Annotated in this window: 12 protein-coding genes; 9 read left to right on the top strand and 3 right to left on the bottom strand. The window is 48.2% G+C overall.

The features are described from left to right. Positions 1-72: 72 nt before the first annotated feature. Complete coding sequence (locus tag Q1B47_RS02015; protein ID WP_299788781.1) at positions 73-1,428, bottom strand: HD domain-containing phosphohydrolase; 1,356 nt, start codon at positions 1,426-1,428, stop codon at positions 73-75. A gap of 190 nt (positions 1,429-1,618) precedes the next feature. On the opposite strand from Q1B47_RS02015, the gene Q1B47_RS02020 reads away from it, so the two are divergent. Further along, positions 1,619-2,566 (top strand): hypothetical protein, encoded by a 948-nt coding sequence (locus tag Q1B47_RS02020; RefSeq protein ID WP_299787829.1) that lies wholly within the window; start codon positions 1,619-1,621, stop codon positions 2,564-2,566. Positions 2,567-2,743: 177 nt separating this feature from the next. On the opposite strand, the gene Q1B47_RS02025 is transcribed toward Q1B47_RS02020, so the two are convergent. Then, positions 2,744-3,616, bottom strand: coding sequence for a 1,4-dihydroxy-2-naphthoate polyprenyltransferase (locus tag Q1B47_RS02025; protein WP_299787832.1), 873 nt, complete (start codon positions 3,614-3,616; stop codon positions 2,744-2,746). 393 nt (positions 3,617-4,009) lie between these two features. On the opposite strand from Q1B47_RS02025, the gene Q1B47_RS02030 reads away from it, so the two are divergent. The 5 genes from Q1B47_RS02030 to ompW all read left to right on the top strand — a co-directional run bounded on the left by Q1B47_RS02030 (position 4,010) and on the right by ompW (position 8,085). Next, the gene (locus Q1B47_RS02030; protein ID WP_299787835.1) at positions 4,010-4,933 is read left to right on the top strand and encodes an SDR family NAD(P)-dependent oxidoreductase; all 924 of its coding nucleotides are present in this window, start codon (positions 4,010-4,012) and stop codon (positions 4,931-4,933) included. 86 nt (positions 4,934-5,019) lie between these two features. Beyond that, the gene (gene tesB / locus Q1B47_RS02035) at positions 5,020-5,886 is read left to right on the top strand and encodes an acyl-CoA thioesterase II (RefSeq protein WP_299787838.1); all 867 of its coding nucleotides are present in this window, start codon (positions 5,020-5,022) and stop codon (positions 5,884-5,886) included. Positions 5,887-6,010: 124 nt separating this feature from the next. Further along, complete coding sequence (locus tag Q1B47_RS02040; protein WP_299787841.1) at positions 6,011-6,409, top strand: YbaY family lipoprotein; 399 nt, start codon at positions 6,011-6,013, stop codon at positions 6,407-6,409. A 97-nt stretch (positions 6,410-6,506) separates the two neighbouring features. Continuing rightward, entirely contained in the window at positions 6,507-7,097 is a 591-nt protein-coding gene (locus tag Q1B47_RS02045; protein ID WP_299787844.1) for a nucleotidyltransferase family protein, read from the top strand. A gap of 340 nt (positions 7,098-7,437) precedes the next feature. Next, entirely contained in the window at positions 7,438-8,085 is a 648-nt protein-coding gene (ompW, locus tag Q1B47_RS02050) for an outer membrane protein OmpW (RefSeq protein ID WP_299787847.1), read from the top strand. Between the two features lie 96 nt (positions 8,086-8,181). Here ompW and Q1B47_RS02055 read toward each other — a convergent pair whose 3' ends face one another. Continuing rightward, the gene (locus tag Q1B47_RS02055; RefSeq protein ID WP_299787850.1) at positions 8,182-8,949 is read right to left on the bottom strand and encodes an SDR family NAD(P)-dependent oxidoreductase; all 768 of its coding nucleotides are present in this window, start codon (positions 8,947-8,949) and stop codon (positions 8,182-8,184) included. A 283-nt stretch (positions 8,950-9,232) separates the two neighbouring features. Here Q1B47_RS02055 and Q1B47_RS02060 point away from each other — a divergent pair, with 283 nt between their 5' ends. The 3 genes from Q1B47_RS02060 to Q1B47_RS02070 all read left to right on the top strand — a co-directional run bounded on the left by Q1B47_RS02060 (position 9,233) and on the right by Q1B47_RS02070 (position 12,246). Beyond that, entirely contained in the window at positions 9,233-9,634 is a 402-nt protein-coding gene (locus tag Q1B47_RS02060; RefSeq protein WP_299787853.1) for a YbaY family lipoprotein, read from the top strand. Positions 9,635-9,712: 78 nt separating this feature from the next. Next, a complete protein-coding gene (gene metA, locus Q1B47_RS02065; protein WP_299787856.1) occupies positions 9,713-10,657 on the top strand; it encodes a homoserine O-succinyltransferase in 945 nt (314 codons plus the stop codon). 398 nt (positions 10,658-11,055) lie between these two features. Next, a complete protein-coding gene (locus Q1B47_RS02070; RefSeq protein ID WP_299787859.1) occupies positions 11,056-12,246 on the top strand; it encodes an acetyl-CoA C-acyltransferase in 1,191 nt (396 codons plus the stop codon). The last annotated feature ends 185 nt before the right edge of the window (positions 12,247-12,431 follow it).

Below are 12,431 nucleotides of genomic sequence, written 5' to 3' on the forward strand. Positions count from 1 at the left end.
TGCAGCCGCCTGAGATTGCATGCGTTGATTTGGCTAAAGAGGTTAAGAGCTGGTCTAAGTGGAGCGGATCTGTTAGTCATAGCTCTCCCAGGCATCATTAAGATCTTGCCTGAGCTGGTCGGCCATTCTTGTTATCAAGCTTCTGTCGTTTTCCGATAACCTTACCTCATCTGAAATTAATTCCGGCAGAAGCCTGCTCGCCCTCTTTATCATCCAAAGTAGCTCATACTGCATCGTGTCTACTTCCTGAAGCTCAAGGTGTGAACTGTCAAAGTCCTCTTCGCTCATCTTCTGCAGCCATAGCATTATCTCAGGGCTACTCAATCCGGAACGATTAAATGTTCTGAAGATATGATTGCTGGAGTTAATAAATGATTTACTGTGTTTACCATGGGGACAGGAGCTTAACTTTTCGGTGAAAAGGTGTAGATCTTTATACAACTTCTTGAGCTTTATCCTCTGCGCTATGAGACGTTGGGGAAGGGTTGAGAAATCCTTTCTGTTGATCAGGTCGGTTACCCTCAGATATGAGCGATAGATGATATTGTGTATTGCCTGATACGATTCAAACATGAAGGTATTAGAATTTATCTGAAGGTAAGGGACTATGTCGGCCATATTTCTACCTAAGCGGGAGAGTTGGCGAGTGCGAATATGGAATAGAATGTCGGCTAAGCCGATGATCTGGCCACAATAAGATAGTTTACTCTTTAGCAATTCATGAGGGTAACCCGTTCCATCACAGCGCTCATGATGTTCCATTATTCCTCTGAGCACCTCTTCATCACAGGCCGTAACCTCTGCCACGATCGCTTTAGAGATAATCATGTGGTGCTTTATGGCGAGCCATTCATCTTCACTGTAGCTTCCCTCCTTATTCACTATTTTCGGGTCTATGTGCAGCAGACCCAGATCATGGAACAGGCCTGTGTTAAATACGTTTTGTACCTGATTAGGAGGCAGCTCCATCTCGATTGCAATCATGCTGCCGAGCCAACTACTGAACAGGGTTTGTTCAAAAATATTTGGCAGCTGCTCTCTTAATATGGTGAGTGTCTGGAGTAATATTCTCGGCACTTGTTGAACAGTGCACAGATGCTTGAGGGTAACGTCAAAATTATTGGTTCTATGTATCTGAGTCAGATCAGGATACTTAGATAGAAATTCCTTGAACTGTCTTAATAAGGCATCATTGGTAAGGCAGCCTTTGATACCTATGGTGCAGTCGAGGTTTTTCTGCATCTTGTGACCAACAAGAAAGTCTAACACTCTGCGCTCTATGTTGGCATCTTTGGGTACCAGCAGTACGCCAAACTCGTTATAGATCCCCTCTACGGCCACCACAGGCATTTTTTTATTGACTGCGGCAAGATGCTCCATGTAACAGTCGGGTTTACATGGATCATAGCTATTGTCTGAATGGGGCATATTTATCAAGGTGGCAAATCCGTTTTCTGGTCCAATTTTATTTCATGAACAAAGCATAGCTTAATTTCTCAGCCGTGTTGTGGCTGATACTTCTTGACTTAATTGTCTGGGATAAAGTGTGGTTTTTACTATGATTATAGGTGGGAGCTGTTAGTATTTATTCAATCAGTATTTAACAAATGGAATTCAGTTGTATCTGAAGATTGCAGTTTTACTCACTTGTCTGTTTGCCGCATCGGTCACAGCCGAAGAGGTCGAGCCCACACCTCCGACTGAGCCCGAAGACGACCCCTGTTTCACTCAGTCAGAGCAAGACGCTGCACTTGACCAAGCGTTCGACTACCTGAATACCAAACTCTGCCAACCCGCTATCTGGTTCGATAGCTTCTTTAAGGATGATCGAGTCGAAGATGATGCCAGGGCGGGAACCATCATACGTTGGTACAACGACTTCTCCTATTATGAGAAGGAGGGCTTCAAATACAGGGCCAACTTAAATGCGCGACTAAACCTTCCCTGGGTTAACAAGAAGTTGAAATTTATCTTCGACTCCACCGGTGAAGATGATCCGTTTTCCTTCCTGAAGGGACCTGACGACAAGAGTGAACGGGATATCGGTCTGCGCTACGATTGGTATGCGAAGGGGCGGGTTAGTTTCAATATCAAGGCCAATTTAAAGCCAAAGCTGGAGGCTCGCTGGCGCTATACCTACCCTATCTCTGAGAGTACGACTACCAGACTGACCCAGAAGGTGTACCAGGAGAAAAAGGTCACGGGTGAGTCTACCGAGTTTGATATTGAGCACGCCTTTAATCAGGAGTTTCTGCTGCGCTGGACCGCGGCTGCCAGCTTCGAAAATGATATCGATATCTGGGAGCTGGGCACCAGTATCAACCTGTATCAGTTCATCAGCAATACACAGGCGATTAACTATCGTGCCAGTATCTATGGTGTCGATGAGCCCTATCATTACATCAGTAATGCCAATATCGGTTTAAGCTATCGGCAAAACTTTGCCCGTGAGTGGCTGTTTTTCCAGATCACACCGGAATATAACTGGAGCAAAGAGGCCGATACTGAGCGACTCAATCAAGCCATCATCACCTTTACCATAGAGATCCTGTTCCAGAATATTTAGCTTTTTGCTTTAAATCGGAGCCGATGGGGGACGGAGAGTGGGTGCCTATAAGGTGAAACAGCCACCACGGAGTCACTATTCCATGGTGGCTGGTTTGTTTATCTATGAATAAAACCCTGCCTGTTCAATCTTCATCACGCATAAAAAGGTAAAGAGGCATCGGCTTAGTGGCTACTGCTATAACAATATCAGCCCGATACTGAACAGTCCGCTGAAGATCATGGTGAGCTTGGCCGTACTGCCGAGAATTGGGTTTAGCGCTTCACCTGAGGTCTTGCTAAATTCGCTGTTTAGCTTGCGGGCCAGAATCAGAGATAGCCCCGCCAGCAGGACAGGTAGCCCGGGCAGGAAGCCGAGTATGAAACCACCTATGATCAGCGCGAAAGGCAGAAAGAGAAATGCCTGGTAGAGCACTCGCGCCTGTCCCTCACCGATATGGGCCGCCAGGGTATTTTTTCCGGCCTTGATATCCGTTTGGATATCCCGGGTGTTGTTGACCAACATGATAGCGGCATTCAAAAAGCCGATGGCACTGCCGAGAATCCAGGCCGCTGTGCTGGTATCCCCGGCTTGAAGATAGTAACTTCCGACGACAGCAACCAGACCGAAGAAGATAAAGGCCGCAACCTCGCCCAAACCGTTGGAAGCTAAGGGGTAGGGGCCGCCACTGTAACCCAGTGCACCCAATATGGATGCTGCTGCGAGGATAGCGATAGGCCAACCTCCGTGGTAGATAAGGTAGGAACCAACCACAAGCGCTAACGCCAGACTGATGAATATTGCATTCCTGACTTTATGGGGCGGGAGTAATCCGCCCTGAGTCACTCTTAGCGGGCCGATTCGCTCCTCTGTATCTATGCCACTCTTAAAGTCAAAGTAGTCGTTTGCCAGGTTGACGGCTATCTGCAATAAGATGGCGCAAAGCATCGAGGTACAGGCTATAAGCCAGGTGAACTGCTCTGATTGAAGCGCTAGAGTATTTCCCACCAAGAGCGGACCAATTGCCGCCGGCAGTGTGCGAGGCCTGATGGCCAAAATCCAAGGGTTCATTTGTTTAGTCGTTTTTATAAAGGGAGTGAACAGCAGTTCTGTGAAGTCTACTGGATATTAATCGGCATATGATAACAAGTTTCTCAGGTTCTATGAAGTAACCCACTTTGATGTGTGTCTATTTTGAGAAATTATTCAATTTTTGACTATCTGAATTGCAATTTTTAACTATCTTAAACTGTATGCAATTCTGTTATCTGGTTCAAAGAAAATAGCCTGTGGATGTGGTTTTATAGCTGCTTGAAGGGAATATTTATTGATGGGAGGAGAGATAAATACCCCTTTGTAGGTTATGTATGCTCTGGCTCATTATTAACCAAGTTGTATTGATAATTGTACTGTCAGTGAGCATGTATCGAATCATTTGAGGCTATTCATTGAGGAAAAGTATCGATGCGTTTTGATAATCAAGTTGCGGTAGTTACCGGTGCTGGAACCGGGCTGGGGCGAGCATACGCGATAGCACTGGCAGAGCGTGGAGCCAACGTGGTGTTGATAGATTCGGGCTATGCGGAGAGCGAGCCGAATCTATCTGTGATGAACTACTCCGGACTCGAACGCTGTCATAAAGCGGTAGAGGAACTTGGCGCAAAGTCCCTGATGTTCAGGCTGGATGTCAGCGATATTGACGGTATAAAGCAGGTCGTCCAGGAGGTGGTAAATCTTTGGGGACGCATCGATATTTTGGTTAATAATGCAGGCGTCCACACACCTTGTGCATTTGAAAACCTAACCGTCGAGATGTGGCAAACTCAGTTAAATGTCGATCTCAGTGGCAGCTTCTATATGACCCAGGCCATCTGGCCATTAATGAAACGTCAGGGCTATGGCCGGATCATGATGAGTTGCGCCGCCAGTGGCTTGTATGGCGATATGCACGAGACCTCATTCAGTGCCAGCAAAATGGGCCTGATAGGGTTGGTAAACAGTCTCTATCTCGAAGGCGTAGAACATAACATCAAGGTCAACAGCTTAACTCCCCATGCGCTAACCGGTATGACTGAGGAACGGTTAGCCGCATCGGTCAAGCCGCTTTTTTCAACGTCATCAATTACCGCCAGTATGTTGTTTCTCTGCAGCTCCGGCGCACCGACTGGCCAACATCTGTTGACCGCCGCTGGCAGTGTAAGCCATGGTCAGTTTACCGAATTTAAACCTACCTACTTTGAAGCCGATACCTGCAAGCCTGAAACCTTGTTGAGTAGCTGGGAGCAGATACATCATGCCCTGCCGGTGAATTTTCATAAGAGCGGTGAGGATCAGGTGTTGGCCTGGGCCAGGAGAGGTGCTGCGGAAAGACACATAGTCATCGAGTGAGTTTTCGGCTTCCCCATCTAAAGCTCTGGCATAAAAACCGCTACTTGAGTTAAGCTGTTGAGCTCTTTAGTTGGGGATAAATTGCGATGAGTCAGGTGTTAAACGATCTATTATCTTTGCTCTCACTGGAGCAAATTGAAGTTGGCTTATTTCGTGGGCAGAGTCAGGACCTGGGGTTTGGTCACGTGTTTGGTGGCCAGGTAATGGGCCAGGCGTTGAGCGCCGCTAAGCAAACGGTTCCCCCCTCGCGTCATGTCCACTCATTTCACTCCTACTTTCTTCGCGCCGGAGATGAGAAGCTTCCGATCATTTATGATGTTGAAATCATGCGTGATGGCGGTAGTTTCAGTGCCAGAAGTGTTAAGGCTATCCAGAAGGGGCGTCCGATCTTTAATATGACCTGTTCATTCCAGGAGCATGAAGAGGGTTTCGAACACCAGGCTCAAATGCCCGATGTTCCCGGGCCGGAAGGCTTGCTGAACCAACAGGAGCTGGCCATGACCATGGGGGACAGGGTTCCGCCCAGGATGTTAGAGAAGTTTATGGCCGATGCGCCTATCGAGATGCGTTTGGTGAACCCTGAAAACCCTTTCTACCCCAGGGCAAGGGAGCCAAAGCGTCATATCTGGATCCGAGCAAACGGTAGGGTGCCCAGTGACCATGCAGTGAATGAATATCTGTTGGCCTATGCGTCTGATTTTAACTTCCTGGTGACGGCTGCTCAGCCACACGGGGTTTCATTTTTAACGCCCGGCATGCGTATGGCAACCATAGATCATGCAATGTGGTTTCATCGTCCATTAGACTTGAATGATTGGCTACTCTATAGCAATGAAAGTCCCCATGCCGGAGGCGGCCGGGGGTTCGTGAAAGGGCAGTTCTTCAATCAAGCCGGTGAGCTGGTGGCCTCAGCGACACAGGAGGGGTTAATCAGGCTTTCAAAGGCAAAATAGGCTTGTGAATTAAGCCTGTAAATGATGCTTGTTAATTGATCGCCTGGTAAATGTGTCTGGTAAATAAAGAGTACGATCCGATAAAATGTGTCGCGAGTTTGTGTCTAAGAAAGTGATTAGGAAGATGTTTGTAATGATGAAAAGAGCCTTCGTTTTAATTTGTGTGATGATGCTTTCTGCCTGTGTCACAGTGACCGAGGAGAAGCCGATTATTGTCAATGGCGCCGCGGGTTATCTGGAACGGATCACTCTACCCCAGGGCAGTTCAGTCACCATCGCTATTATCGATCTGGATACGCCCGGAGTCATCATCGCCCAGAAGAGCTTTGATATCGCGCGAGCACCGGTACCGTTTAAATTTATTCTTCCTGCTGAAACGATCAGTTCCGACATTAATTACGGGGTTGTATCCATGATTAAATATCAGGGAAAAGTGATTTTTCAAACCTATGATCGTTTTCCAGTGATTAACAATGGAAAATACACCACCGAGGTCCTGATGAAAGCGGTGCCGATTAAATAGTGGATCAGGTTTAATCGGGAGTCATATGGGTATTAAAGGAGCTTAGGCTCCTTTTTTGTTAGCAGATATAAGAGTAAGTCCCATTTTCGGAGGCGCAGTGTCATTGAATAAATATGAGCAGAAGTTAAGCCAGTGGTTATATGGCTCTCCCCGTCACATTCGGGCACTAGAAGTGGCTGGCACTTTGGCGTTGCCTCAGTGGAGTCTGGCGGCCGGGTTTGTGAGGAATTTGGTCTGGGACAGGTTACATGGAATGGATATCGGCCCATTTGCGGATATTGATCTTATCTATTTCGACCCTATGGATCTCTCCACGGAGAGTGAGCGGCGCTATGAGGCTTCATTGAAAGCCTTAGCGCCCGAGTACCCCTGGTCGGTAAAAAATCAAGCCAGAATGCACCAGAGAAACGGTGACAAGCCATACTCCTCCACGCTGGATGCCATGGGTTACTGGCCCGAGAAAGAGACGGCTATCGGCGTGTCGTTAAGCGCAGATGATGAAGCGGTCACAGACGGCTCTGTAACCTTGCATGGCGGCATTTTAGTTTTCAGTTCGGCCTTCGGACTCGAATCACTCTTTGAACTGAGATTGACTCATAACCCTAAACGGGACCGCTCACTGTTTGAGCGTAGGGTAGCAAGTAAGCGCTGGCTTGAGAGGTACCCCGGATTACAGCTCTCGATGTGAAGCTTTTGTTCATCAATGCCTATCGGCTGAAGCCCCTCTCTATGTTTTAGTATCGGCTATTTGCTTGTTGCGGCAATGTTGCGTTCCCGGTTGTTTAGTTTGAAGTTTTAGCTATTTTTGATTTCGCTGTTTTTTGATATTCACCTCAAAAATAAAGCTGTATCCGTCATACTCCTTTTGTTTTTTGTGATTTCGATCAAGTGGTTCTATCTATAAGTGGGTAGCTTTTGATCTAATTGATCCAGATCAATAAAGTTCAGGTGTTCGTCTGGCAGGATGCACGCGAATGTAAGGAACTTGATAATAATAAAGAACTTTCGTGTTGTATTAATGGAGTAGTATGATGAACAAAACTATTGTGTCTGGAGTAATCGCGGCCGCCCTACTATCTGCCGGTTTCGCTTCTTCCGTTTCTGCTCACCAGGCGGGCGATATTATCGTTCGTGCCGGTGTTGCCGTCGTTGCACCTAATGAGTCCAGTCCTGTCGTGGCGGATATCGCTGAGTTCGGCGTCGATGATAATACTCAGCTTGGTTTGAACTTCGGTTACATGCTGACCGATAATATCGGTATCGAGCTTCTGGCGGCTACGCCGTTCAGCCATGATATCTCATTGGGTGAGCTTGGAAAGATTGCCGAAACTAAACATCTGCCACCAACCTTAGTTGCTCAGTACTACTTTGGCTCGGCTGATTCTAAAGTTCGTCCATATATCGGTGCCGGTGTGAACTTCACCAACTTCTTCGACAACGAGTTTACCAACGATCTCGATGGTGCCTTGACAGATCTGAGTCTGGGTAACTCCTGGGGCCTTGCTGCGCAGGTGGGTCTGGATTACCAGATCAACAAAAACTGGTTGGTGAATGCCTCTGTCTGGTATGCGCAGATCACCACAGATGTTGAGTTTAAACTGGCCGGTGATGCAGTGAAGGTAGAAACAGATATCGACCCATGGGTTTACATGGTGAGTGTGGGTTATACTTTCTAAGTAGTATTCATCTATTGCTGGATACTAGATAGTAAAAAGGAGCCTCGGGCTCCTTTTTTGTTTACTTTTTCGAACCTAGCAACTCGCAACTCGGCCCTATCTCTTCCCTTCAGCCTTGGCCGCGAGACGTTCCGCCTTGGTTCGCCAGTGACGGGTGTTATAGACAAACTCCGGCAGTAACTTAGTCAGCCAGGCCACCAGACGCCAGCGTTTGGTCACATAGACTCTTCGTTTGGCCCCCTGCATCGCCTTAATTATCTGTCTTGCGACCTCATCGGGTGGTGACAGCCATAAACGACTTTGCTGCATCGCGGCCTTATCGAGCAGGCCCAGTTGAATATCTGTGATTGTGATTGGCAGCTTCAATCGCTGAGCATGCATGCTTAATCCTTCCAGATAGTTGGTCGCAAAGGCTTTTGACGCATGATAAGCCACACTGGGGCCGCCACGCAGACCTGCAATCGAGTTTACCGCTGCTAGCTGACCATAACCTTGCTCTCTGAATAAGCGAAAAGCCGTATTGCAGATGGCGGCAAATCCCTGCACATTGACTGTGATGATATCTTGCTCAGGCCTCCATGGAAGCTGGGGATCATAGCTATTCAGGCCGGTATTAACTAAGACGAGGTGGGCACCACCTAAGGTTTCCCATACCTGCTCCATGCTTGTGATGATAGATTCAGGATTGACAATCTGTAGGGGAAACAGGTGAACCTTACCGGGCAGGCTGTCTGCAAACTCTCTAAGTGAATCAGGATCTTGGGCAAGTAGAGCTAGTTCGACACCTTGGTCGGAAAGTTGTTTTACGACTTCACGACTCAGGAGTGAGCTCGCACCCACAATTATGGCGGTTGCTTGTGTCATTAGGCTATTCGGCTTGAAATTGGTAGCTTATGATAGGGAGATATACGGCGCAGGACAAGCGCTATAGTTTATACCGATTACTATTAACGCTGTGGGAGTCAAAGCCGGGTCATCGCATAGCGGTTTTCTCCGTCTGACCTCCTTGTGCAAGATGAACTGCAGTGGTCAGCTTCATTGTTTATCGATAGTTGGGCCACCCAGGAGAGCTTATTAGACTGTGAACATTTTTCAGTGTGGACATATGGACATCTAGAAGTCTTGATGTATGATTAGGAGCAGGAATATGAACAGATGGTTTAAGTCGGCGTTGCCGATAGTCGTGGCTTTTATTGCATTAGTGGGTTGTGCAACACCCAATGCCGGTGTCGATATTCTGGGGGAGATCTGGTTCAAGGAGCGAATTACCCTGCCTGCGGAAGCGGTGTTGACGGTAGAGCTTAAGGATGTCTCACTGATGGATGCACCGGCGGTAGTGCTGGCGCAGATTGAGCGCAGCGGCGTCACGACGCCGGCTCCTTTTCAGTTTTTGATACACAGAGATCAGTTTGAATCGGGGCACACCTATGCCATAGGTGCCAGAATAACCCTCAATGGCGAGTTGATGTTTATCAACACTCAAGCCTACAACATAGATATCGGGTCGAGTGAGCCTATATCTGTGCTGGTACAGAGGGTCGATCGCTAAGCAATAGAAGTCATGCTGCGCCGCGCCCTCTGTTTGATAGATTAACTTTAACGATATAGAGAATGAAAGAGGCGCGGTATGCCGGTTAAAATCCCCGATAATCTGCCAGCGGCAGGGATCTTAGAGTCTGAGAATATCTTCGTTATGTCCGAGACCCGGGCAGCAAATCAAGATATTCGTCCGATGAAGGTGCTTATTCTCAATTTGATGCCCAATAAGATTGAGACCGAGACACAGCTGCTGCGTCTGCTTGGTAATACCCCTCTGCAGGTCGATGTGGATCTGCTCAGAATTCATGATAAAGCTTCCAGGCATACCTCTATCGATCACATGAACAACTTCTATCGTGATTTTGAAGCCGTACGCCATAAAAATTATGATGGTTTGATCATCACAGGTGCCCCTCTGGGCCAGATCGAATTTGAAGATGTGACCTACTGGGATCATATCCGTGAGATTATCGACTGGTCACAATTGCATGTTACCTCGGTACTATTCCTCTGCTGGGCGGCACATGCGGCCCTCTATCATCTGTATGGATTAAACAGAAATCTACTCCAGGTGAAGCGCTCTGGTGTATTTCAACATAGACGTGCCCATCGACACTTCCCCCTGTTACGTGGGTTCGACGATGAGTTCCTGGCCCCTCATTCGCGTTTTGCCGAGATGGATATTCAACTGCTGAAGGCACATCCGGCACTGCAGGTGCTGGCCGAGTCCGATGAAGCGGGGGCCTATATGGTGCTCAGTACCAATAATCGTAACCTGTTTGTGATGGGGCACCCCGAGTATCAGCGAACGACACTTAAGGATGAGTACTTCCGCGACCTGGGGGAGGGGCTACAGCCGGAGATCCCGCTAAACTACTTCAGAAATAATGATCCGGGTCAGGAACCCGTCGCTCGCTGGTATGGCCATGGCAGCCTGTTGATAAGCAACTGGCTTAACTACTATGTCTACCAGTTAACCCCCTATAACCTGGATGATATGAGCGCTATCACTCCATGGGAAAGTGAAGGGTGATTGGGTTTCTGGACACTAGGTTCGAGCTATAAGCTATAAGCTATAAGCTATAAGCTATAAGCTATAAGCTATAAGCTATAAGCTATAAGCTATAAGCTCGACTCTTAAAACTTAAAACTTAAAACTTAAAACTCTATATTCTCCTCCCTGTTTTTCCTGACACTTCCCCTCGTTAGGCTCCCTTGCCATTTTTCAATACGACTAAATATCCAAGCTGTAAATCTTGAGTGACATTTGACCTCATACTTTGGTAGAAGTTTGACCAGCTAATACTTGCTTTACGTTCGCGTAAACGTCACAGTGATATTAATTGAGCATGATCACACTTACTAGTTGTTTTTAGATGTTGGTGCTAACTGGTCGTTCACCGACAGGGCTAAGCCATTACCGGAGTAGATATGAGTACAGAGCAGTCAAACCCAGATATCGTAATCGTTGCCGCTAAACGTACCCCTATGGGCGGATTTCAAGGGAGTTTGTCGAGTGTGGCTTCACCTAAATTGGCCGCCACAGCAATCAAGGCAATAATGGCTCAGACCGGATTAGCGGGAGAGCAGGTTGATGAAGTGCTGATGGGCTGTGTCCTGCCGGCGGGATTAGGACAGGCACCAGCCAGACAGGCAACCTTAGGCGCCGGGCTTCCACTGTCTGTCGGTGCGACAACGGTGAATAAAGTGTGTGGTTCGGGCATGAAAACAGTCATGTTAGCCCATGATCTGATTAAGGCCGGCAGCGCCTCCGTCATTGTTGCCGGTGGCATGGAGAGTATGAGTCAGGCGCCCTACCTGCTGGATAAAGCTCGTGGCGGAATGCGCATGGGCCACGGTAAGGTGATGGATCACATGTTCCTCGATGGACTCGAAGATGCCTATACGGGGGGGGCAATGGGCACATTTGCTCAAGGGACCGCCGATGACTTTAACCTGACCCGGGAGCAGATGGACAGATTTGCGCTTAACTCTCTGGAAAAAGCCAATGCCGCGATCGAGCGCGGTGCCTTCAAAGAGGAGATAGCCCCGGTTACGGTTAGTAGCCGTCGCGGCGACACCTTAGTCGATACGGATGAGCAACCCGGCAATGCGCGTCCGGATAAGATCCCGGGTCTACGTCCGGCCTTTGCCAAAGATGGCACCATCACGGCGGCGAACTCAAGCTCAATTTCCGATGGCGCAGCTGTCTTGATGCTGATGACGGCTGAGCAGGCCAACTCGCTTGGCTTGCCCGTACTTGCCACCATCAAGGGGCACGCCACTCATGCTCAAGAACCGTCTATGTTTACTACCGCCCCGGTCGGTGCGATGAATAAGCTGCTCGATAAGGTGAGCTGGAACAAGGAGGATGTCGATCTGTTTGAGATCAACGAAGCCTTCGCCATGGTGACAATGCTGGCCATCTCTGAGCTGTCCCTTGATGAGTCTAAGGTGAATGTTAATGGTGGCGCATGTGCGCTGGGCCATCCAATCGGTTGCTCCGGCGCGCGCCTGTTGGTGACGCTGATCCACGCCCTTAAGGCCCGTGGTCTTAAGCGTGGTGTCGCCTCATTGTGTATCGGCGGCGGTGAGGCGACGGCGATGGCCATCGAAGTTTAACCTTATCAATTTTAGCGTGAGTTTACCGGCAGACAGGCGGGTAATTATCAATCACAAGTAAATAAGAGATGTGAGTTAATAAGTCGTCACTTACATAGCAATCAACAAGACAATATGACCGGTTTTTGTGTGTAAATACAATAAAAATGCCGCAGGAACCGGTTCGAAACGATCTTAATGGGAAG

This window comes from uncultured Shewanella sp., from assembly GCF_947501225.1.
Taxonomy (GTDB): domain Bacteria; phylum Pseudomonadota; class Gammaproteobacteria; order Enterobacterales; family Shewanellaceae; genus Shewanella.

Coding starts and splice junctions, on each gene's coding strand:
- Q1B47_RS02015 (WP_299788781.1), bottom strand. CDS start 1,428: ATGCCCCATTCAGACAATAGCTATGATCCATGTAAACCCGACTGTTAC.
- ompW (WP_299787847.1), top strand. CDS start 7,438: ATGATGAACAAAACTATTGTGTCTGGAGTAATCGCGGCCGCCCTACTA.
- Q1B47_RS02040 (WP_299787841.1), top strand. CDS start 6,011: ATGTTTGTAATGATGAAAAGAGCCTTCGTTTTAATTTGTGTGATGATG.
- Q1B47_RS02025 (WP_299787832.1), bottom strand. CDS start 3,616: ATGAACCCTTGGATTTTGGCCATCAGGCCTCGCACACTGCCGGCGGCA.
- tesB (WP_299787838.1), top strand. CDS start 5,020: ATGAGTCAGGTGTTAAACGATCTATTATCTTTGCTCTCACTGGAGCAA.
- Q1B47_RS02030 (WP_299787835.1), top strand. CDS start 4,010: ATGCGTTTTGATAATCAAGTTGCGGTAGTTACCGGTGCTGGAACCGGG.
- Q1B47_RS02060 (WP_299787853.1), top strand. CDS start 9,233: ATGAACAGATGGTTTAAGTCGGCGTTGCCGATAGTCGTGGCTTTTATT.
- Q1B47_RS02055 (WP_299787850.1), bottom strand. CDS start 8,949: ATGACACAAGCAACCGCCATAATTGTGGGTGCGAGCTCACTCCTGAGT.
- metA (WP_299787856.1), top strand. CDS start 9,713: ATGCCGGTTAAAATCCCCGATAATCTGCCAGCGGCAGGGATCTTAGAG.
- Q1B47_RS02070 (WP_299787859.1), top strand. CDS start 11,056: ATGAGTACAGAGCAGTCAAACCCAGATATCGTAATCGTTGCCGCTAAA.